Annotated in this window: 20 protein-coding genes; 10 read left to right on the top strand and 10 right to left on the bottom strand. The window is 63.3% G+C overall.

Features of this window, described 5'->3' with window-relative positions; all coding sequences use genetic code 11:
* Nucleotides 1–424 precede the first annotated feature (424 nt).
* The 4 genes from dapA to H281_RS0107660 all read left to right on the top strand — a co-directional run bounded on the left by dapA (nucleotide 425) and on the right by H281_RS0107660 (nucleotide 3,421).
* A complete protein-coding gene (gene dapA, locus H281_RS0107675) occupies nucleotides 425–1,324 on the top strand; it encodes a 4-hydroxy-tetrahydrodipicolinate synthase (protein ID WP_020066507.1) in 900 nt (299 codons plus the stop codon).
* A gap of 221 nt (nucleotides 1,325–1,545) precedes the next feature.
* Nucleotides 1,546–2,523: a M23 family metallopeptidase gene (locus H281_RS0107670; protein ID WP_020066506.1), complete on the top strand. Its 978-nt coding sequence runs from the start codon at nucleotides 1,546–1,548 to the stop codon at nucleotides 2,521–2,523.
* On the top strand, nucleotides 2,516–2,926 hold the full coding sequence (locus H281_RS0107665; RefSeq protein WP_020066505.1) for a hypothetical protein: 411 nt from the start codon (nucleotides 2,516–2,518) through the stop codon (nucleotides 2,924–2,926). Before H281_RS0107670 ends, H281_RS0107665 begins: the two co-directional genes overlap by 8 nt.
* A 78-nt stretch (nucleotides 2,927–3,004) precedes the next feature.
* Nucleotides 3,005–3,421 carry a bactofilin family protein gene (locus tag H281_RS0107660; RefSeq protein WP_020066504.1) on the top strand — a complete coding sequence of 139 codons (417 nt, stop codon included), beginning with the start codon at nucleotides 3,005–3,007 and terminating at the stop codon, nucleotides 3,419–3,421.
* Nucleotides 3,422–3,466: 45 nt separating this feature from the next.
* Here the strand turns inward: H281_RS0107660 and H281_RS0107655 are convergent, their stop codons facing one another.
* The 3 genes from H281_RS0107655 to H281_RS0107645 all read right to left on the bottom strand — a co-directional run bounded on the left by H281_RS0107655 (nucleotide 3,467) and on the right by H281_RS0107645 (nucleotide 8,379).
* Nucleotides 3,467–5,545, bottom strand: coding sequence for a putative bifunctional diguanylate cyclase/phosphodiesterase (locus H281_RS0107655; protein ID WP_027804384.1), 2,079 nt, complete (start codon nucleotides 5,543–5,545; stop codon nucleotides 3,467–3,469).
* A 147-nt stretch (nucleotides 5,546–5,692) separates the two neighbouring features.
* Nucleotides 5,693–7,915, bottom strand: a complete 2,223-nt coding sequence (locus tag H281_RS0107650) for a xanthine dehydrogenase family protein molybdopterin-binding subunit (RefSeq protein WP_020066502.1) — start codon at nucleotides 7,913–7,915, stop codon at nucleotides 5,693–5,695.
* A 2-nt stretch (nucleotides 7,916–7,917) separates the two neighbouring features.
* Nucleotides 7,918–8,379: a (2Fe-2S)-binding protein gene (locus H281_RS0107645; protein ID WP_020066501.1), complete on the bottom strand. Its 462-nt coding sequence runs from the start codon at nucleotides 8,377–8,379 to the stop codon at nucleotides 7,918–7,920.
* Between the two features lie 185 nt (nucleotides 8,380–8,564).
* On the opposite strand from H281_RS0107645, the gene H281_RS0107640 reads away from it, so the two are divergent.
* Entirely contained in the window at nucleotides 8,565–9,509 is a 945-nt protein-coding gene (locus tag H281_RS0107640; RefSeq protein WP_027804383.1) for an AraC family transcriptional regulator, read from the top strand.
* An 18-nt stretch (nucleotides 9,510–9,527) separates the two neighbouring features.
* On the opposite strand, the gene H281_RS0107635 is transcribed toward H281_RS0107640, so the two are convergent.
* Nucleotides 9,528–9,989: a RidA family protein gene (locus tag H281_RS0107635; RefSeq protein WP_020066499.1), complete on the bottom strand. Its 462-nt coding sequence runs from the start codon at nucleotides 9,987–9,989 to the stop codon at nucleotides 9,528–9,530.
* A 233-nt stretch (nucleotides 9,990–10,222) separates the two neighbouring features.
* Nucleotides 10,223–11,560 (bottom strand): oxalate/formate MFS antiporter, encoded by a 1,338-nt coding sequence (gene oxlT, locus H281_RS0107630; protein WP_020066498.1) that lies wholly within the window; start codon nucleotides 11,558–11,560, stop codon nucleotides 10,223–10,225.
* A 464-nt stretch (nucleotides 11,561–12,024) separates the two neighbouring features.
* Between oxlT and H281_RS0107625 the strand changes: the two genes are divergently transcribed.
* Nucleotides 12,025–12,432 carry a DUF6632 domain-containing protein gene (locus H281_RS0107625; protein WP_020066497.1) on the top strand — a complete coding sequence of 136 codons (408 nt, stop codon included), beginning with the start codon at nucleotides 12,025–12,027 and terminating at the stop codon, nucleotides 12,430–12,432.
* Nucleotides 12,433–12,499: 67 nt separating this feature from the next.
* Here the strand turns inward: H281_RS0107625 and ypfJ are convergent, their stop codons facing one another.
* The 4 genes from ypfJ to H281_RS0107605 form a co-directional block, all read right to left on the bottom strand.
* Entirely contained in the window at nucleotides 12,500–13,363 is an 864-nt protein-coding gene (ypfJ, locus tag H281_RS0107620; RefSeq protein WP_020066496.1) for a KPN_02809 family neutral zinc metallopeptidase, read from the bottom strand.
* Nucleotides 13,364–13,591: 228 nt separating this feature from the next.
* Nucleotides 13,592–14,803 carry an SAM-dependent methyltransferase gene (locus H281_RS0107615; protein WP_020066495.1) on the bottom strand — a complete coding sequence of 404 codons (1,212 nt, stop codon included), beginning with the start codon at nucleotides 14,801–14,803 and terminating at the stop codon, nucleotides 13,592–13,594.
* Between the two features lie 56 nt (nucleotides 14,804–14,859).
* Complete coding sequence (locus H281_RS0107610; protein ID WP_020066494.1) at nucleotides 14,860–15,696, bottom strand: DUF1365 domain-containing protein; 837 nt, start codon at nucleotides 15,694–15,696, stop codon at nucleotides 14,860–14,862.
* Entirely contained in the window at nucleotides 15,681–16,982 is a 1,302-nt protein-coding gene (locus tag H281_RS0107605; RefSeq protein ID WP_033379455.1) for an NAD(P)/FAD-dependent oxidoreductase, read from the bottom strand. Before H281_RS0107605 ends, H281_RS0107610 begins: the two co-directional genes overlap by 16 nt.
* A 364-nt stretch (nucleotides 16,983–17,346) precedes the next feature.
* Between H281_RS0107605 and H281_RS0107600 the strand changes: the two genes are divergently transcribed.
* The 4 genes from H281_RS0107600 to H281_RS0107585 all read left to right on the top strand — a co-directional run bounded on the left by H281_RS0107600 (nucleotide 17,347) and on the right by H281_RS0107585 (nucleotide 20,765).
* Nucleotides 17,347–17,970, top strand: a complete 624-nt coding sequence (locus tag H281_RS0107600) for a sigma-70 family RNA polymerase sigma factor (protein ID WP_020066492.1) — start codon at nucleotides 17,347–17,349, stop codon at nucleotides 17,968–17,970.
* Entirely contained in the window at nucleotides 17,967–18,716 is a 750-nt protein-coding gene (locus H281_RS0107595) for an anti-sigma factor (RefSeq protein WP_020066491.1), read from the top strand. The genes H281_RS0107600 and H281_RS0107595 overlap by 4 nt, the downstream gene beginning before the upstream one ends.
* 77 nt (nucleotides 18,717–18,793) lie before the next feature.
* Nucleotides 18,794–19,627 (top strand): DUF1295 domain-containing protein, encoded by an 834-nt coding sequence (locus tag H281_RS0107590; RefSeq protein ID WP_020066490.1) that lies wholly within the window; start codon nucleotides 18,794–18,796, stop codon nucleotides 19,625–19,627.
* Between the two features lie 4 nt (nucleotides 19,628–19,631).
* A complete protein-coding gene (locus H281_RS0107585; RefSeq protein ID WP_020066489.1) occupies nucleotides 19,632–20,765 on the top strand; it encodes an SAM-dependent methyltransferase in 1,134 nt (377 codons plus the stop codon).
* Here the strand turns inward: H281_RS0107585 and H281_RS35600 are convergent.
* Nucleotides 20,754–21,461, bottom strand: coding sequence for a hypothetical protein (locus H281_RS35600; RefSeq protein WP_020066488.1), 708 nt, complete (start codon nucleotides 21,459–21,461; stop codon nucleotides 20,754–20,756). The two genes, H281_RS0107585 and H281_RS35600, sit on opposite strands and share 12 nt — an antisense overlap.
* Between the last annotated feature and the right edge of the window lie 98 nt (nucleotides 21,462–21,559).

Below are 21,559 nucleotides of genomic sequence, written 5' to 3'. Positions count from 1 at the left end.
CAAATCCAATGAATTCGCGTCACAAATCCGGCGAATCCAGTTTATGGGTTCTGAGTCACCAACCTATCCCGTTTCCCTGCAATTTTGAGCCGCGCTTTGCCAATCCGCCGCGGCCCCGGTTACAGTGCGCTTCATGCGCCTTCGCCAAACACTCCGACTCTGCTCGTCGACCGCAAGCCAGTCCGCTTTCGCAAGCGTTGCGAATGCGCACGCGCGCCGTTCGCTCGTTGCCTCGCAGAACTGCGAGCAGTTGAGCCGTGAGTTCAGCGTTAAAGCCAAAAAACAGCCGCTCATCTGACCGGAGCACGCTGTTCCGTCAGATGCGACGGAACGGCGGATCAAGCGCTTCAACGGTTCTTCCTGTCTTTCTCCTTCGCATGCTGCCGGAATCGATACGGTCGCTCATCGACGTAAGAGGAAAGACATGTCCATTTTTTCGGGTATCTGGGTTCCGCTCATCACGCCTTTCGCCGACGCCGCGGTCGATCACGCCGCGGTGCGCGCGCTCGTGCGCCGCTATGCCGATGCGGGCATAGCCGGGATTGTCGCGTTAGGCACGACCGGAGAGCCGGCTGCGCTCAGCGCAGCGGAGCAGGACGCCGTGCTCGCAACGATCCTCGACGCGGCGCAAGCGGGCGGCGCGCGTGCCGACGCAAGCACCGATTCCAAGCCGGCATTGCCCGTAGTCGTCGGCGTATCCGGCAATAACACGCAGAGCATGCGCGAGCGCATCGCGCAGTTGAATTCGCTGCCGGTTGCCGGCGTGCTGATGGCCGCGCCTTATTACATCAGGCCGTCGCAGGCAGGCATCGTCGGTCACTTCATGGCGCTTGCCGATGCGAGCGAAAAGCCAGTCGTGCTCTACGACATTCCGTATCGAACCGGTGTGCGGCTAGAACTGGACACGCTGATGACGCTCGCCGCGCATCCGCGCATTCAGGCGGTAAAAGATTGCGCGGGCTCGCTCGACACCACACTCGCGCTGATTCGCGACGGTCGTTTGCAAGTGCTTGCAGGCGAAGACATGCAGATGTTCAACACAATGTGCCTTGGCGGCAGCGGAGCGATTGCCGCATCAGCGCATGTGCAGCCCGAGCGGTTCGTCGCGCTGTATCGCGCGCTTGCGGCCGGCGCGCTGGAGGAAGCGCGGCGCATTTTCCACGCGCTCGCGCCGCTGATCGACACGCTGTTCGCGGAACCGAATCCCGCGCCGGTCAAAGCGATGCTCGCTTCGCAAGGCCTGATACGCGACGAACTTCGCCTGCCGATGACGCGCGCGAGCGAAAAACTGGTGGAGCGCCTCGCCGCATTGGAAACAGCCTGAGCGAAGCGGGCCGCCGCGGACCGCGTATTTGAGATGCTTCTTGCGGCGGCAAGGCGATAATCGGCGCCCTCTATCGATTACCGCCGCCGGCATCTGCCCGGTCGATGCCGAATGCAGTCAGTTGAGTTAACCCGTTTCAAGTCCGCTTCACATACGACGCCAGCGCGCGCTGCGCTGCGCCATGCGCGCATTGTGCTTAGTTCGCGGCGGGGCACGCGCTGATGTCGTCCGTGGATCGCGCACGCACTCGGCTCGCTAGCGGTTCCGTCGGCCTCGTCACCCGCCGGTTTGCGTTGACGCGCGCGCTCGGCGCCGCCAGTGCGGCCGCGGTTCTTGCGCTGGTTGCGGGTATCGCAATCGGCGTGCGCTGGTCCGCGCGCGATGCGTCTGGAATGCAGACCGCGAACCGCATCGAGCGCGATTATGCGATTGACCAGCTCGGTAAGCTCAATGCGTCAATGGCGCAAATCGAGCCGCGCATTGCGCGTCTCAGCGCGCAAGTCGGTGCGTTGCGGGACTTCGAAGCGCGTCTGAATACGCCGCGCTCGGCGCCGGTTGCGCAGGGCGCGCCGGTTCCTGCATCGCCCGCTTCGGGCGGCGATGGCGACGCAACCGATAGCGAAGGCGAGGGCGGTCCGTCTCTGCCGCCGCGTCGGTGTAGCAGCGTCATGCGGCATCTGGGTGCGCGCGCGGATGCAAATGACACCGGCGAGCAGATCGATTGCATGGCCGCCACGCTGCGTGCACTCGAACGGCAGACCGCCGCGCACGCCATGGCCTATGCTGCATTTCCCGGCCGCATGCCCGCCGACGGCGCGCGTTTCGGTTCGCCGTTCGGCAACCGCGTCGATCCCTTCACGCATCGGCTGGGTTTTCATCCGGGTCTCGACCTGGTCGCCAGAACCGGCGTGCCGATACTGGCCGCGGCAGGCGGCCGCGTGGTGCTCGCGGGCGAGAAGTCCGGCTATGGCAACGCGGTCGAAATAGATCATGGCAACGGACTCATGACGCGCTATGGCCACGCGTCGCGCATCGTCGTGCATGTCGGCGATCTGGTGCTGCCGCGCCAATATATTGCCGACGTCGGATCGACGGGACGCTCGACGGGTCCGCATCTGCACTTCGAAGTGCTGGTCAACGGCGCGCCCGTCGATCCCGCGGCCTACCTCGCGCTTTTCGCCCCTGCATCTCATGGCTGATCCCATTCTTTCCCGCCATGCCGACGCTCTGACGCGTCGCGCTTACACGCTTGCGCCGGCGCGCTCTGTGCGTTTTCGCATCGCCGTATGGGCGCTGGTTTGTGCGCTCAGTGCGCTCGCCGGCGGAGCGGGCGTGGTCATCGGCGAGACGCGCGGCAGCGGTAGGCCGCTCACGCAATGCCCTCCGGCTTCCGACGATCAGCGCGCAGAGCAGATCGAGCTGGCCCGCGCGCGCCTTGCTTTAGCGCAGGAGTCGGCGGCGCGCGCGGCGGTACAGAAAACGGCCGATAGCGCCGCTGCCGACGTCGCGCGGCTCAACGAAGAATTGCAGTTCCTGCGCGGCCAGAAGCGAAGCGCGCCACCCATGCAGACGCTCGGGCAGACCGCGGCGTCTCGTCGTTAGGCGCCGCTAGACACCACTAGAAGCCGGCGCGGCATCGCCCTGATCCACGCGACACACCTCTACATTTCCGGAGTACTTATGTTCAGCAAGAAAAAAACCGCTGGCATCCAGCAAACGAAGCTCGCCACACTGATCGCGCACGACGTGCGCATCGCGGGCGATCTTCAATTCACCGACGGACTGCGCCTCGACGGTCACGTGAAGGGCAACGTCAGCGGCGAGCCCGGCGGCCAGACGCTGCTCGTGCTGAGCGACCGGGGATCGATTGAAGGCAATGTGCACGGCTACGACGTGATGATCAACGGCAAGATAGTCGGCGACGTGATTGCCGATCATTTCGTCGAGTTGCAGGTCAATGCGCATGTGACGGGCAACATCTACTATCAGCAATTGCGCATGGATTGCGGCGCGACGGTGGACGGCAAGCTCACGCGGCACGACGTCGCTCACGCGCCGGCATCGCTTACCTCGATAGCCGACGTCGCGCGCGACTGAATCTGATCTCATCAAAGCAGCAACAGGCGTTCGCCGGTTGCGCCGTTAGCACACCTCCGCCGTCACCGCGGTTCCCCGCAGGAAATCGCCGAAGTCGTCCGCCGTCAGCGGCTTGCCGAGCAGAAAGCCTTGCATCTCGTCGCACCGCATCGCCTTGAGCATGTGCAGTTGCGTCTCGGTTTCGACGCCTTCGGCCACTACATCCATTTCGAGCGAATGCGCGAGTGCGATGATCGCCGAGACGATCGCGCTGCCTTCGGCACCGTGCGCATCGAGACCGTTGGTGAAGAAGCGGTCGATCTTCAGTTGCTTCACGCGAAACCGTTGCAGATACGCGAGGCTGGAATAGCCGGTGCCGAAATCGTCGATTGCGATTTCAAAGCCGCTTGCCTGGAATTCCCGAAGCATGTCGATGGTTCGCGCCGCGTCATGCATTGCCACCGTTTCGGTGATCTCGAACATGATCTGTTCGCATCTGACGCCCTCTGCCTTCACGATATCGAGCATGGTCGGCACGAGATCCGCCTGCAATAGCTGGCGCGGTGACAGATTGATCGCCACCTTGACTGGCGGCAGGCCTTGCGCGGCCCAGCGGCGAATCTGCCGGCACGCCTCGCGCAATACCCAATAGCCGATCTGCACGATCTGCCCGGAGCGCTCCGCAATCGGAATGAATTCGAGCGGTGCAAGCGTGCCGAGTTGCGGATGGTGCAAACGGATCAGCGCTTCGGCACCGGCAAGCGACTCGCTCTTGCCGTCGAATTTGGGCTGGAAGTGCAGCGTGAAATGACGCTCCGCCAACGCCTCGCGCAACGCGTTCTGGATCTGCAGCGTGCGGGTCGCGGCTTCGTTCATGCTGCGTTCGAAGAAGCGGTAGGTGCTGCGGCCGGCGCGCTTCGCTTCGTACATCGCGGCGTCCGCATGCTTGAGCAGCGTGTCGACCGTGTCGCCGTCCTCGGGAAACAACGCAATGCCGATGCTCGGCATCACCTGAAGCGGTTGCGAGTCGGCCCATGTATCGCGCCGCATGCGCTCGAGCACGCCTTCGGCGAGCGCGGCCGCGTCGTTGCGCGAAGCCAGGTTCTCCGACAGCACCACGAATTCGTCGCCGCCGAGGCGCGCAACGGTGTCGCCGGCGCGCACGCACACCAGCAGGCGTTGCGCGAACGCGGACAGTACCTGGTCGCCAGCCGAGTGGCCTAGCGAGTCGTTGATCGTCTTGAAACCGTCCAGATCCATGAAGAGGATCGCGAAGAGCGAGCGTTGCCGGCGCGAGGCATGAATCGCGCGCTCGATGCGATCGGTCAGCGTGGCGCGGTTCGGCAGTCCGGTCAGCGTGTCGAGCGTGGCGAGACGCAGAATCTGCCCGTTGAGTTTCGACACCGCGCCGACGAGGAAGCTCGTGCGCGCATCGAACCGCGACAGCAGCAACGTGACGATCAGTATCGCGAACGTGAACAGGATCACCGAAGTGGCGAGCCATGCGGCATTCACGCCGGCCGCCGCGCCGCAGATCGCGTCTGGCGCGAACTCGGCGGCGGCCATGCCGGCGTAATGCATGCCGCTGATCGCGATGCCCATTACGAGGGCCGCGCCGAAGCGCTTGCGCAGCACGTGTCGTGCGTCGTCGTTACTGAGCGCGCGCGCCATCCACAGCGCGGCCGTTGAAGCACCCACGGCAATCGCGAGCGAAGCAGCGAACCACGCCGGCCGATAGCCGATGCCGGGCGACATGCGCAAAGCAGCCATACCGCTGTAGTGCATGCCTGCGATACCTGCGCCCATGAAGGCGCCGCCTGCCAGCAGTCGCGTGGCTGTAATTCGAACCTGAGTGGTGAGGCACAGAGCGAGATACGACGCGCCCATAGCCAGTGCGAGTGAATAGGCCGTGTCCGCGAAATCGTAGCCGAGCGGAATGGGCAGCGAAAATGCCAGCATGGCCACGAAGTGCATCGACCAGATGCCGACGCCGAGCGCCGCCGCTCCGCCCATGCGCCAGACGTGCCGCAACCGCGGCGACGCCAGCACGAAGATGCGTCCTGTGAGATCGAGTGCCGTGTACGACGCGAGCGTCGCCACGACAAACGACATTGCCACTAGCCAAGGGTTGTATGAGCTCTGCATGTAAAGTCCAACCGCAACGGAAAAGCGGCTGAACCTGTTATCGACACATCGGGACGTTTATTTAATTATTTTCAATGTGTTAGTGACGGTGTCGTGCTCTGGCCGCGAGGCTTCCGGCCGGAAAGCCAGTCGCCTCGCGAGTGCCTGTCAGTCGGTTTTCCCCGCAGCGGCCGGGAACGGCAAGTCGTAAAGCCGTTTGCCCGTGGCTGCAAAAATCGCGTTGGCAACCGCCGGCCCGACCGGCGCGACACCGGGCTCGCCAACGCCCGTCGGTGCTTCGCCCGACTGCACGATATGCACCTCGACCTTCGGCATTTCGGCGATTCGCAGCACCTGATAAGAGTCGAAATTGTTCTGCTCGACCTTGCCGTCTTTCAACGTAATCGCGCTGTGCAACGCCGCCCCGAGGCCAAAACCGATCCCGCCTTCCATCTGCGCCGCGATCACGTCCGGATTGATCGGCGTGCCGCAATCCACCGCACAGACAACGCGCTCCACTTTCACGTTGCCGTCCTGATCGACGGAAACCTCGGCCACTTGCGCGACGAACGTCTTGAACGCTTCGGCGACGGCGATGCCGCGCCCGCGGCCCTTAGGCAACGGTTTGGCGGGGTCCCAGCCGGCTTTCTGCGCGGCGAGTTCGAGCACGGCACGCATGCGCGGTTCGTGCGCGAGCAGATCGCGGCGGAAAGCGAACGGGTCCTTGCCTGCGGCGTGCGCGGCTTCGTCGATGAAAGCCTCGACCGCAAATGCCGTATGCGAGCTGCCGACCACGCGCCACCACAGCACCGGCACGCCGGTCTGGGTGGTCGTCAGTTCGACCGAGATGTTCGGGATCGCGTAGGCCAGGTTGGCGGCGCCCTCGACCGAGGTCGCGTCGATCCCGTTTTTCACCATGACGCTCGCGAACGGCGTGTCGCCGAGGATCGACTGGCCGACAATGCGGTGCCGCCAGCCGACGAGCTTGCCGTCCGCTGTCAGCCCTGCGTCGAGTTTGTGGAAATACATGGGCCGATACAGGCCGCCGTGGATGTCGTCTTCGCGGGTCCATTGCAGCTTGACCGGCGTGCCGTTCGCGCCCAGCGCCCGAGCGATCGAGACAGCCTCGACGATATAGTCCGAGCGCGTATTCGCACGCCGGCCGAAGCTGCCGCCCGCATACAGCGTGTAAATCTTCACCTGCTGCGGATCGAGCCCGGCCGTGCGCGCGGCATTGGCCTGGTCGACGGTCTGGAACTGATCGCCGGCCCAGATCTCACAGCTGTTGGCCGTGAGCTTGACGACGGCGTCGAGCGGCTCCATCGGCGCGTGAGCGAGATACGGGAACGAGTACGATGCGGAGATTTTCTTCGCCGCGCCCGAGAGCGCCTGTTCCGCGTTGCCGTCCTTGCGGGCGGTTGCGCCCGGCTGCTCGGCGAGCCGCCGGTATTCGGCCATGATGGCGTCCGAGCTGCGCTTTTCCGCCTTCGAATCGTCCCATTCGACCTTCAGTGCATCACGGCCCTGTTTCGCCGCCCAGAAGCCCTTTGCGACCACCGCGACGCCGCCCGGCACCTGCACGACCGACACGACGCCGGGCACTGCCTTGGCCGCCGATGCATCGAACGACTTGACTGTCGCGCCGAAGAGCGGCGGACGCTGCAGCAGCGCGACCAGCATGCCGGGGAACGTGACGTCGAGCGTGAACTGCGCGGTGCCGTCGGTTTTCGGCGGCACGTCGACGCGCGGCAACTGATGGCCGATCAAACGGAAATCTTTCGGTGATTTGAGCGCGACCTTCTGCGGCACCGGCAGCCGTGCAGCCGCCGACGCGAGCGAGCCATAGGTTGCGCTGCGGTTCGTGGCCGCGTGATGCACGCTGCCATCGCGCGTCACGAGTTCCGTTGCGGGCACCTGCCATTGCGCGGCGGCGGCCGAGACCAGCATTGCACGCGCTTTCGCTCCCGCTTCGCGCAGTTGCATCCACGAGTTCGCCATGGCCGAGCTGCCGCCCGTGCCCTGCATCGTGCCGAAGGCCAGATTCGCGTAGCGCTTGGCGTCGGCGGGCGCGCTTTCGACACGTACGTCCTGCCAGTTCGCGTCCAGTTCCTCGGCGACGATCGTCGCGATACCGGTGTACGCGCCCTGGCCCATCTCGACGTGCTTCGCGATGACGGTCACGCTGTTGTCCGGCGCGACCCGCAGAAAGGCGTTGGGTGCAAACGTCGCGTCGGGCATGGTGGCAGCGAGCGCGCGGCGGCCCATGCCGGCCCACTCGAAGCCGATAGTGAGCCCGATGTTCGCGCCGACGGCGGCGACGGCGCCGGCTGCTTTGAGGAAGGTCCGGCGCGACGGGCGCACTGCGTCGGTGAGATCAGATCCGGTCGTCATGGTCAGGCCTTCAGGGTAGCGGCGGCTTCGTGGATGGCCGCGCGTATGCGGGAGTAAGTTGCGCAGCGGCACAGATTGCCGTTCATCGCAGCGTCGATGTCCGCGTCGGTGGGCGTGGCATTGTGTTCGAGCAAGGCTGTGGCCGACATGATCTGTCCGGACTGGCAGTATCCGCACTGCGGCACCTGCAACTTGACCCATGCGGCCTGGATCGCCTTCGCAGGCCTGCTTTCGATACCTTCGATGGTCGTGATGCGCTTGCCCGCCACGGCGGCGAGCGGCAGCACGCACGAACGCGTGGCCTCGCCTTCGAGATGAACCGTGCAGGCGCCGCATTGCGCCATGCCGCAGCCGAACTTGGTGCCGTGCAGGCCGGCGTTCTCGCGAATGGCCCAGAGGAGCGGCGTGGTGGGATCGGCGTCGAGCGTGACGTTCTTGCCGTTCAGGACAAACGATGTGGACATGGAACCTCTCCGTGGGGAAAGCCCGAACTTGGCGCCGGGTGTACGCGGCAGTGTGAACGACGGCTGCGCGTTCTGCTTACACAATCCTGCAAAAATATTGAACAATTCTGCAAATCCAACGAGCCGGAGGTGGCAGTCCGGCAGCGGTTGAGTATGCTCGCTTCCGTCAACGGAGTTCAATGCACATGAATCTGGCTTCTTCCGGGATGGATCCCTCGGCGTCGCGCGAAGCGGCACGCCGCGAACTGGCTGCGCTCGTCAGCCGGTTCGCCCCAGTCGACGGCGCGCATCAGACGGCGATTCCCTCGCTCGCTTTCTACCGGTACTCGGCGCCCGCCGATCTCGGCTGCGGCGTGACGAACTCCGCGTTCGTGTTCGCGGCCCAAGGGGCCAAGCGGGTCGTGGTCGCGGGGCAGGCTTACGACTACGATCATCTGCATTGCCTCGTGACGTCCGTCGATCTGCCGATGACATCGCAGGTCACGCGAGCGTCGTCCGAAGCGCCTTATTTATGCGTGAAGCTCACGCTCGATCCGCAGGCCATCGCGGAACTGGCGACGCAGTTGTGTCTGCCGGAACCGGGGGCCGTGTCGGCGGGCGAGGGCATCGCGGTGGGCTCGCTGTCGGCACCGGTTTTCGACGCGGCGCTGCGGCTCGTGCGATTGCTCGATACTCCGGATGACATTCCGGTTCTCGCGCCGCTCATCGAAAAGGAACTGCTCTATCGGTTGATGACGAGCGAGCAGGGCAAGCGGCTCAGGCACATTGCCGTGAATGGGAGTCAGACCTACCGGATCGCGCGCGCGATCGAGTGGATCCAGAATCACTACACCGAGATCTTGCGGGTCGAGATGCTGGCGCAAGAGGTGAACATGAGCGTGTCGTCGTTCCATCATCACTTCAAGAACGTCACGACGCTGAGTCCGCTGCAGTATCAGAAGCAACTGCGGCTTCACGAAGCCCGAAAGCTGCTGCTTGGACAGAAGGGAGATGTCGGGTCGGTGGCTGTCCGGGTTGGGTATGACAGCCCTTCGCAGTTCAGCCGCGAATATAGCCGGCTGTTCGGGGCGCCTCCGCTTCGCGATGTCGTGCAGTTGAGGCGCCGCAACGGCGTGGGATATGGGGAGTAGTTTCTTGGGCTTGCCGGCTCATGTTGAGCCCTTCAACTCGAAGATGCTGTCGATCTCGACGGGGATGCCCATTGGCAACGTGTGCACGCCAAGAGCGCTTCGTGCAGGCAGCTTGCTCTGGCCGAACAACGTCAGCAGAAGGTCGCTCGCGCCATTGGCCACTTGTGGATGCTGCGTGAACGATTGTTCAGCACGCACGTAGACAGTCAGCCGGCTGCATCTGTCTACGTTGTCGAGCCCGCACGCCTGATCGACGCAGGCGAGGATCATCAGCATTGTCAGACGCGCCGCGTGCTGTGCCCTTTCGACAGACATGTCGGCGCCGACAATGCCGACCAACGGCTTGCCATCCTCGAACGGACCGAGACCGGAGACGTAGAGCTGATTGCCTGAGACAGATACCGTTCGATAGGAGCCGAGGGGGTTGATCGGCGGCGGCAACTGGAGCCCCAACTGCGCGAGGCGTTCGGATACGTTCATGTGTGGCTCACGGTAATGTGGAATGACGATAGAGGCGACTACAAGTTGCGCTTCGCCTGTTCGTCGAACCTCAGGCTACAGCGCGCCTCGTCCTTTGAACACCTGCAGCCAGTCATTTATTCCCGCTCATGTTCAACCTTTCATTCGGTGGTGCGGATTGGGAGATCGCACTCCCGGATTCGAGGGCACGCAGTCGCCGCCACGCGGCGATGCGGCCATTCGATTAAGGCTGATCAACCACCGTCGGCCGAGACGCGCGCCGATTCGCTTATCAATGCGCCGCTATAGGTGTTCTCGCTCGCCGGACTCGCGTGACGAGCCGCATGCGCGCGGCGCATTGGCTTCAGCACCAGGAGCGCGAGCAGCGCGGAGGCTGCCGCCATGCCGGACGCAAGCATGAAGACGGCATGCCAACTGCCGGTTGCCGCCGTAATGACGCTGGTGAACGGCACGAGCAGCGCAGCCGTGCCTTTTGCCGTATAGAGCAGGCCCGCATTCGTAGCCGCGAATTTTGGTCCATACGTATCGCCGCACGTGGCGGGGAACAGGCTGTAGATCTCGCCCCACGCGAAGAACACGATGCCGGTCAGCACGACGAACGCCACCGGGCTCTGGCCGTATTTCGACAGTGCCAGAATGCCGACCGCTTCGATCGCGAACGCGATGAACATCGTATTTTCCCGGCCGATGCGATCCGAGATCCAGCCGAAGAACGGCCGCGTCAAACCGTTCAGCACGCGATCGATCGTCAATGCGAACGTCAGCGCCGGCAACGTCAATCCGAGCAACGAAACTGGAGAGTCGTGCAGGCCGAAGTCCTTTGCGATCGGTCCGAGCTGCGCGGTGGCCATCAGGCCGCCCGCAGCCATCATCACGAACATCAGGTACATGACCCAGAACACCGGCGAGCTGACCACTTCGCGCGGCGTGGCGTTGTAGACCACGCGTTTGATCGTGCTTTTTGCGGTGGCGAGCAGGCTGGCCGGCGGCGCGAGCAAGGCGAGCCCAAGCAGGACGACGATGATGCCCTGGCCGAGGCCGAACGACAGGAACGTCGCTTCGTACCCGCTGCTCTTGATCATGTTGGAGATCGGAATCACGGTGGCCGCGGACCCCGCACCGAAACCGGCTGCCGTGATCCCCGCAGCAAGGCCGCGACGAGTGGGAAACCACTTGAGCGCGTTGCCCACGCAAGTGCCGTAGACCGCGCCCGCGCCGACGCCGCCTATTGCCGCCGCGATGTAGAGCAAGGGCAGCGACGACGCCATCGAGTTAAGCACCCACGCAATTCCGCATAGCAGGCCGCCCCCGACTACGACCGGACGCGGCCCGTACTTGTCGACCAGATAACCTTCAACGGGCACCAGCCACGTTTCGGTTACCACGAAGATCGTGAACGCGACCTGAATCGCCGCGCGACCCCATTGGTATTTTTCGTTGATCGGATTGACGAACAAGGTCCAGCCGTACTGCATGTTGGCGATCATTGCCATGCAGATCACACCGAATACGAGTTGCACCCACGGTGACGCTATCCACGACGACGCTCCTTCCTGATGATCCGTTTTCATCACTGTCTCCTTTGGCATGCCTTGTCTTTTGATTGCGGTAGGTGGCACCGCGACCGACCGTTTGACGTCGTGAAAGCGTTGGTCGAACCCATACAGTATGTGATATATCAAGTAAGTCAAGCGAAAGAAACACTAGTCTCGTAACGCGACTTTCCTGATATGAAAGGCAAATGAAGGAGTTGTGGCGACTCATGCGGATGAGTCAAAAAAAAGCCCGCCGGCAAGGCCGGCGGGCAGAGGGCATGCGGCAAGACAAGGCTGTTCGCCGCACTCCTGCTTTTATATATGAAAGTGTTCTGTAATGTTAGTTTTTTGTTTGTAGGGATTTCGATAATGCGCGACGCTCGCCGGACGCGGTAGAAAGCTCGGTGCAAACGCGTCCATCTGCGAGGCGCGAGGCACTGCGCTCACCACGCGCGCGGAGTATCGTGGTCGATGCACGCGCCGCACTCCGGAGACCCGCAATGAACGAAGCTCAACGACTCGCCGCCTTGCGTATCGTCCTGATCGCCGTAGGTCTGATCGCCCTGTTCGCGTTCGGGCCGCTCATGATCCTGTGGCCGTCCGGTTGGGCCTGGCACAGCGGTCACTCCGACTATCCGCTGATGATGGTCGGCATCTACGCGACGCTCGGCGTGTTCTTGCTGAGGGCGTCGCGCGATCCGCTCAAGCATCTGAGCCTGATCTGGTTCACGGTATGGTCGAGCGTCGTGCACGGCGCAATCATGGCCGTGCAGTCTTTTGGCGTCGAGATGGACGGAGCGCGCCATCTCGGCCATCTGGCGGGCGATGTCCCCGCGCTGTTCATTGTCGCCGCAGTGCTCGCTTTGTTGACGCCGCGCGGCGACAAAGCGCGCGCGCTGCTGGCATGACACTGTAGCCGTTCATGTGGCCGCTTATGTAGCCACTCACCGCGCTACACGCGACGCCACCCCGACATCACAACGACTGCGCCGAGAACGTATCGCACTGGCGGACATCGCCCGTCGTGAGGCCGCGTCGCAGCCACCGCTGCCGCTGCTCACTGGTGCCGTGCGTGAACGCCTCGGGCACGACGCGTCCCTGCGATTGCCGCTGCAACCGGTCGTCGCCGATCGCGCCCGCCGCGGTCAGCCCCTGCTCGAAGTCGCCCGGTTCCATCAGCTTCGCATTTAACTGCTGTGCGACCGCTGCCCACACGCCGGCAAAACAATCCGCCTGCAATTCGAGCCGCACGGACAGCGCATTGGCGCGCGTCGGCGACATGCGCGCACGCGCCGCTTCGTACTTGTCCGAGATACCCACCACGTTCTGTATGTGATGCCCGACCTCGTGCGCGATGACATACGCCTGCGCGAAGTCGCCGCCCGCGCCGAAGCGCTCGCGCAGCTCGCGGTAAAACGACAGGTCGATATAAACGGTGCGGTCCGGCGGACAGTAGAACGGCCCCATCGCGGACTGTCCTGTGCCGCATGCCGTGGGCGTGGCGTCGCTGAAGAGCACGAGCTTCGGCGCCGGATAGTCCTGATTCAACTGCGTGCGAAAGATATGCTGCCAGGTGCGTTCGGTGTTGCCGAGCACCCGACGCACGAAGTGACTGCCGGCATCTTCGGCGGGCGGTGCGTTCGTCGTCGCACTGCGCTGCGGCGCGTTGCCTTGCAGCACTTGCGCACCGTTGATAATCGTCATCGGATTGATGCCGAAGAAGTACGACGCGGCCAGTGCGATCACAATCGTCCCAATGCCGATGCCGCCGCCCATCCGCATGCCTCCGCCTCGCCGGTCTTCGACGTTCTGGCTTTCTACTTCATCATCGAGGCGCATGTGCTTTCTCCATTGTGTCGCGCGACAAGCCGTGACGTTTTGCGGTCCGTGCTCGCGAGGAAGCAGTAAGCATACCCGCAGGGCGGTTGTGTGAGCGGTCGCGCACGCAAGAAAACCGGGCGCGTTTGTTCGTGCGCAGTGGTTGTGAAACTTCAGACGTGGGGTGCGCAGCTTTCACCTGCCGCCGCCCGGCATTTGTCCCCGTGATGCCCTTTGCAGCACAGCCGGTCAGCCCGCTTTGCTGAGCACGAACTGCATGACGTCGGTGCGGCCCTCGTCGAAACCCGCTTCGCAGTAGGCCAGATACAGCCGCCATGTGCGCATGAAAACTTCGTCGAAGCCCAAGGTGCGGATCGTGTCGACCTCCGCTTCGAACGCACGACGCCAGCGGCGCAAAGTCTCCGCGTAGTCGCGACCGAATGACAACGATGCGTGCGCTGAGAAATGGTTGCGCTGCGCCGCGTCGATGAAACGCTGCGGGCTCGGCAACATTCCGCCCGGAAAGACGAACTCGCGAATGAAATCGCTGCTTGAGCGATACGCGGCAAAGTGCTCGTCGCCGATCGTGATGGTTTGCACCAGCGCTCGAGCCGCCGGCCGCAAACAGTCATGCAAAGTGCGAAAGTACATGGACCAGAATTTTTCGCCGACCGCCTCGAACATTTCGATCGACACAATGCCATCGTACTGGCCGCTCAGCGTGCGGTAGTCGCGCAGTTCGAGGTGCACGCGCTCGCTCAAACCCGCCTCGCTTACACGCTGTTTTGCGAACTGCAGTTGCGCCGACGAGATTGTCACGCCATGAACATGAATTCCCTGGCGCGCTGCAAACATCGCAAAACCGCCCCAGCCGCAGCCGATTTCCAGAACATGCATGCCGGCGCGCAATTCGAGTGTATCGACGATGCGCTGATATTTGGCCTGCTGCGCCGCTTCGAGCGTCCGCTCGAAATGGCCGTCGAATAGAGCACTGGAGTAGGTGAAGGTCGGGTCGAGCCAGCGCGCGTAGAACGCATTGCCGAGGTCGTAATGCGCGTGAATATTGCGCCGGCTTCCCGCGCGGGTGTTACGCCTCAGCCGATGCCTGAGTCCATACCAGAGTTGGGCAAGCCAGTTGCCATACACAGTGCGCTGCAAAGCATTCTGATTGCGGATCGCTATTCGCAGTAGCGTGACGAGGTCGGGCGTATCCACCCAGCGCGCGCGCCAGGCGTCCGCGAAGCCGATGTCGCCTTTGCGCAGGATCGCGCCGCATGCCCGCCAATCGCGAAGTTCGAGCCGGGCGCGCGGCGTGCCATGGGGATCGCCGAAGGTGCGCTGCTGGCCATCGGGTGTAACGACGACCAGATGTCCGGCCTGAATCCGTTCGAGCAAGGACAGGAATAGACGCGCCGACGGCGGCGTGGCCTCGTCACCGCAAACGGTTCTCGAAAGCGCCATAAATGAAACTCCTCATTCGGACGAAATGGACTGTGCAGCGCAAGACGGTTTCGCAGTCACGGCTGCGTCGATGACTTGTCAGTGACGGGATCAGCCACAGGGCGCTTGCCATGGAACGGCACCTTCTTTATCGCCAGACGTAGCGCCTGCCAATGAATGCGGAACACCACGCCGAGGCTCAGGAACGGCTGACGCGCGAGCGCGGTTAGCGCGCTTGTGCCTGTTAGCGGAACGAGCGCTCCATGCAGCGCCGTGCGAATCAGGAGTCCCTGTGCGTCGTGGTAATCGACGGCGATCGATGTGTTGCCGCGCGTCTCGCCGACACGGAACACGTAACCGCCCTCGGCACGGCAAAACGGCGACACGTGCAGCACCTTCTTACAGCGCAGAACGGTGGAGCGGGTGATCGCCTCGCGATCAGGCGCATGCAGCAGATAACAGTGGCGCTCGCCAAACGTGTTGCGCACCTCGGCGAGCAATGCTCGCAGGCCGCCATCGCGGTCGTGGCAAAACCAGAATGCGATCGGGTTGAACGCGTAGCCGAACACACGCGGGAATGCTTGCAGCCAGATGCGGCCGTCGGCTTCGTGGAGGCCGGCGGCACGTAGTTGCGCCCGCATCCATGTTGCGAGATCGCTGCCGTCGCATGGGCCGTGGTCACGGCGGCGCAAGCTGAGCGGCCGGTAACGATCGACACCGAACCACGCATTGCCGATCGAGTCGAGCCGATCGAGGTCGACGCGCACATAGAACGCTGGATAAACGAAGCGATGACGCTTTGGCCGCAGACGCTCGTGCATGATCCTGCAGTTGAGCAGCCAGGCGAATGGCTCCTGAATAGCGGCGGCGCTCGCGCTGCCATCGGCGGTGCCGGGCTTCACAGCTTTGCCCATGCAGGAGACGAGCCGAAATCGGCGGCCACACGCAGCGCGGATTTCAGACCGTCCTCGTGAAATCCATAACCGGTCCATGCACCGGCGAACCACGTGCGTCGCTTGCCCTGCAGCATCGGCAGACGTTGCTGCGCGTCGATCGCGCCGAGATCGAGAAGCGGGTGATCGTAGACAAAGCGCCGCAATTCGGTACCCGGCGCAGGCGCGGTCAGCGGGTTCAGCGTCACGATGAGCGGCGTCGTGAAAGGCAAGCGCTGGAGCTGGTTGACGAGGTAACTCACACACACTGGCTGCGTACCGTCGTGGCAGCGGCTGCCCAGGTAATTCCACGCCGACCAGACGCGCTGACGCCGCGGCAGCAGACTCGTGTCCGTGTGCAACACCGCCACGTTGGGCCGGTAAGCGATTGCGCCGAGCACGCGTCGCTCGTCGGCATCGGCGTCTTCCAGCATGTGCAGCGTGGTCGGCGCGTGCGTTGCAAGCACCGCTGCGTCGAAGTGCTGCGTGCCATCGTCGGTGAATACGTCGACGCCCTGGTCGCCGCGCCGGATTCCTCGCACCGAGGTTCTGAGCCGCACGTCATCGAGCGTTGCGGCAATCCGCTGCACGTAACTTCGGCCTCCACCGATCACCGACTTCCACTGCGGCCTGCGGTTCACCTGAAGCAGTGCGTGGTTCAGACAGAAGCGCAAGAACGTGCTGGCGGGAAAAGCGAGTATGTCGGCCGTTGCACTCGACCAGATCGCCGCGGCCATCGGCAGTAAATAGTGACGCTGAAACGCATGGCCGTAGCCGCCCATTGTCAGCAGTTCGCCCATCGACACGCGTGTTGCTGTGGCGATTTCCAGGTTGCGCTCCGCGCTGCCGTTGAAGCGAAATACATCGCGCAGCATGCCGATAAAGGTCGGTGAGAACATGTTGCGCCGCTGAGCGAATAGCGTATTCAGATTGGTGCCCGCCCATTCAAGGCGGCCCTTGTCGAGCGAAACGGAAAAGCTCATGTCGCTCGCATGCGACTTCACGCCCAGTTCCGCAAACAGCGCGATCAGGTTCGGATAGGTGCGATCGTTGAAGACGAGAAAGCCGGTATCGACGGGATGACAGTGTCCATTGAGCCTGACATCGACGGTATTGGTGTGACCGCCAAGGTAGCCTGCGGATTCGAACAGCGTCACCCGATGGTTGCGCGCGAGCAGATAGGCGCTCGCAAGGCCGGCAATACCCGCACCTATGACCGCCACGCGTGAGCCTCGCGTCAATGGGACGGTCCTGCTGGCCTGACTCATGTGCGCATCTCCCGATCATGGGACGCGCGTGGCTATTGGAAGTTAAAGGGGAGTGCGCGTCCTCGGGCAGAGTTACGAACGACGAGCGAAACCGGATGCAGCATGTGTGCCGGATTCGATGAAAGCACGCGGTGAGTCGGGATTTGCGTCATGCAAGGCGTCCAACCGACCCGCTCAGTCGTAGATAGGGATTCACGACACGAGAGCAGGAGGTCCCTTCATGCTTGATACGCGGCCTTCGTTGACTGGCAGGCCAGGTGTCGGGCCGACTGTCAGCCCAACCGTCAGTCCACCGCGACCGCGGCTGTCGATGCTATATTGCGCGAGGTTAATCCGTGAGGGCGATGCACGCCACTACCCGCGCATGAATGATAAGTCGAATAGCGCAGACAACGACGAACCGGTCTCGCCTACGCAGGCAGACCCGGACGGACGCGGCAATGACGCGCAGCGACGGGCGCACCTGAACGGATTGCTGCAGGCCACGGCGCACGGCAATCAAGCCGCATTCGCCGAGCTGTACCGTCTCTCGTCGAGCCGGGTGTTCGCGGTCATCTTGCGCATGACACACGACCGCGCCGAAGCCGAAGATCTCTTACAGGATGTTTTTACTGCCGCCTGGCGACGCGCCGATGTGTTCGATCCCGCGCGCGGCGGCGCGATGACGTGGCTGGTGACGCTGGCGCGCAACCGCACGATCGACCGCTTGCGTCAGCACCGCGAGGCACCGCTCGATAACGAGTCCGCGGAGGAAATCGTCGACGAAGGACTCACGCCGGTGGCGCTTGCCGAGGCGAGCGAAGAGCGCGTGCGACTCGAGCGCTGCATGGAGCAGCTTGGACCGCAGCAGCGGGGCGCGGTCCGCGAGGCGTTCTTCAGCGGCATTACCTATAGCGAGCTGGCTGCTCATCTGAGCGTGCCGCTCGGCACATTAAAAAGCTGGATCAGGCGCAGCCTGATGCAGCTCAAGACCTGCCTCGAGCGATGAATACGCCCGCAGAAAACGAATCCGAACTGCGCTGCGCAGAATATGCGTTGGGCGTCCTCGACGCCGACGAACGCCGCGCGCTCGAAGACGCCGTGGCCACCGCCCCCGTGCTTGCGTCGACCCTTGCGCGATGGCAGAACCGGTTTGCGCCGCTTGCCGAAGACCTGCGCCCCGTGGCCGTACCGGAGCGCGTGTGGACTCGCATCCAGCGCGATCTCGGCTTCTTGCCGGCGCGGTCGTCAGCCTCGGACGGCGAGCGCGGGCAGGGCTGGTGGAATAACCTGGGCCTGTGGCGCTTCGTCGGTATCGGAGCGAGCCTCGCGACACTCGCGCTCGTCGCGGTGAACCTGGTCTCGCTACGCGAGGCGCCGCGTCCCGCGAACGTCGCCGTCAATCCGGTGCAGGGCTATATGGTCGCGACGATCGCGCGCCCAGATGGTGTCGCCCACTGGACAGCGACGGTCGATCTGCTGCGTCGCGAGATGGTCGTGGTGCCGGCCGTCAAGCCGACGTTCGCCGCAGACCGCGCAACCGAACTGTGGCTCATTCCGCCAGGCGACAAACCAATCTCGCTCGGTGTGTTTCCGGCTGATGCACCGGCGCGCATGACGCTTGCCGACGCCGTCGTTGCGCAACTGAGCGCACGCGCAGTGCTGGCCGTCTCGCTCGAACCGCTGGGCGGGTCGCAGACGGGGCAGCCTACGGGGCCGGTCGTTGCCACGGGTCAGGTCCGCTCGGGCGTCTGATAGGAAGAGAGCGGCGCGTTGCATCCGTTTGACCGCGGCATCCGTAGATTCCGTTATTCGTCGCTTCGGAATTCTGCATGCCAGTTGCCGCCACCCTTGCGCTCGCATTCGCGGGCCTCGTCATAACGTTTGTCGGTGTCTGGGTCGTTCAGTTGCGTACGCGCAATGCGGGGATGATCGATCCAGTCTGGGCAGGCACGCTTGGCGGTGTCGCGGTTTTTGTCGCGGCGGCCGGGCCCGGCGCGTCGCTGAATCGCGCCGCGGTTGCGCTCAGCGGAGGCGCGTGGGGACTTCGGCTCGCGGTGCATCTTTGGCGCCGTAACAGCGGACACGCCGAAGACGCCCGTTACGCGGCGCTACGCGAGCGCTGGGGCGCTGCCGCCCCGCGCAACATGCTGGCGTTCTTCCTGCTGCAAGCGGTGATCTCGATGGTGCTGTCCATTGCATTCCTGGTGCCTGCGTACAGCGAGGCGATACCCTCGTTCGGGTTTATTGTCACAGCACTTGTAATCGGCTTGACGGCGCTCGCAGGCGAGGCTGCCGCCGACCGCCAACTTCGCCGCTTCGTCGCCGATCCAGGCAATCGCGGCCGCGTTTGCACTGTCGGCTGGTGGCGCTACTCGCGACATCCGAACTACTTCTTCGAATGCCTGCATTGGTGCGCCTATGCGGCGTGGTCGATCAGCCTGCCGTGGGGTTGGGCGACGCTCGTGCCGCCCTGCGCGATGGCCTGGCTGCTCATGAAGGTATCGGGTGTGCCGATGCTCGAAGCGCGACTCGTCCAGACCCGCACCGGCTACCGCGAATACATGACGACGACAAGCGCGTTGATTCCGTGGCCGCCACGCGCGGGCGCCCGCGTACACGGTAACGATCTGGATTCGGACGACCGACACTCGAAGAGGAACTGAGATCATGACCTTTACCGTCACGCCCACGCCTGCGTCCCGACGCGTCGAACCGGCACCCGGCAGACCGGCCGCGAGCGCCTATGACCCGAACTGGACGATTCGCTGGTGCGAGCGCGGCTGGCTGCCGGACCTCGCGATTCGCGCCGGCATGCGGGCGCTGATGGCCAGGCGGCTCGCCGATGAACATGCAAACGACGGAGAGCGCCGTGGCGAGGCACTCGAACTGCTCATCGACGATCTGCGCGCAAAGCCGATCGCGATTGAAACGCAGGCGGCCAACGCGCAGCACTACGAAATCCCCGGCGAGTTCTTCGAGGCGCATCTGGGTCCGCGTCTCAAGTACTCCTGCGGCTATTATCCAAGGGGCGATGAAACGCTATCCGAGGCCGAAGATTCTATGCTGGCGCTGTACGCTCAGCGCGCAGGTATCGAGGACGGACAGTCCATTCTCGACCTCGGGTGCGGATGGGGCGCGTTATCGCTGTGGCTCGCACAGCGGTATCCGCAGGCACGGATCGTCGGACTTTCAAATTCGCATGGGCAGCGCGCGTTTATCGAGCGTCGCGCGACCGAGCGCGGACTTTCCAATTTGCGCGTGGTGACGGGCGACGTCACGACCTTCGAATTCGCGCCGGGCGACGCGGGCTTTGACCGCGTCGTTTCCGTCGAGATGTTCGAGCACATGAAGCACTATGGCTTGCTGCTCGCGAAGATCGCGCGATGGCTGCGCGACGATGGGCAGCTTTTCGTTCACATCTTCGCGCACCGGCTGCTCGCATATTCTTTTGACGTGCGCGACGGCAGCGACTGGATGTCGCGCCATTTCTTCACCGGCGGCACGATGCCTTCCGCAAACCTGTTGCTGCGTTTTCAGGACGATTTCTGCGTGACGCGTCAGTGGTGGATTGACGGCACGCATTACGAACGGACCGCCAATCAGTGGCTGGCTTCTCTCGACTCTGCGCGCGAGCGCGTGTTGCCACTTCTCGCGGCAAGCGGCAATGCGCACCTGGCGTTCCAGCGCTGGCGCATGTTCTATATGGCCGTCGCGGAACTGTTCGGCTATGCGCACGGACAGGAATGGGGCGTCGCGCATTATGTGCTGCGTAAGAGGGGTGAAGGAGCTTCATCCTTTTAGCGCAATGCTTTTCCAGACTGTGCCGGATTCCGGGCACGTCGCGCCCGTGCACAGCTCCATGTAGCCGTAGGTCTGCGGCTTTTTCTGGTTCTGTTCCTCGCGCTTTTTCTTGCGCATCGCGGGCGTGAGATAGGGGTAGTCGCGATCGATTGTGATTCGATCGAGGCGCACCTTCCCGGATGGATTATTGGGCGCGGGGTCAAGGAAGAAAAACTCCACGTCCACGGGAAAACGTCCGTTGTCGCCATCATTAGCCCGGTACCAGTAAGAGTGCAGCAGGTTATCGGGCGGAGGACCGACCCCCATGTCGTTTCCTTCTTCCCTCACGCCCTTCTCGTCTACCCAGTAGCTTGCAAGATCAAGGCGTTGTTCAAGCAGGCGGCGACTAACGCCGGCAAGCGCGTCATGGAACCATAGTTCAAAGGAAACCGGCACGACTCGCACTTCCAACCTGTCGTCTGAATAGTCGAGCGGATCTGGCCTGGTTGACAGACTCATCCTCACCTCAGGAAAGGCTCGATTCGTGAAGACGTATTGTTTGCCTCCCCCTTCGGGCATATGGAATTCGGAGGATGCGAGTGTCCCGAAAGCAGGGTCGTCGGGATTAAATGGCCTGTCATCCCGCATCACTTCCATGACCTTATCAAGCAGTCGGAGTAGCGCCCGTTCCTGCGACGGCGTAATGTCGTCACTCATTTCAGTGCGCTCCAATTGACTGGATGACGCGGGCGTAGACGCGTGTGCATGCGCCTGGGTTACGCAACTGAGAACGGCCAGTCCAGCAATACTGGACC

The sequence above is a fragment of the Paraburkholderia caledonica genome (assembly GCF_000383275.1).
GTDB classification, from domain to species: Bacteria; Pseudomonadota; Gammaproteobacteria; order Burkholderiales; family Burkholderiaceae; genus Paraburkholderia; species Paraburkholderia caledonica.
Note: the sequence above shows the minus strand (reverse complement) of the source record. Positions and strands in the feature narration are given on the sequence as shown.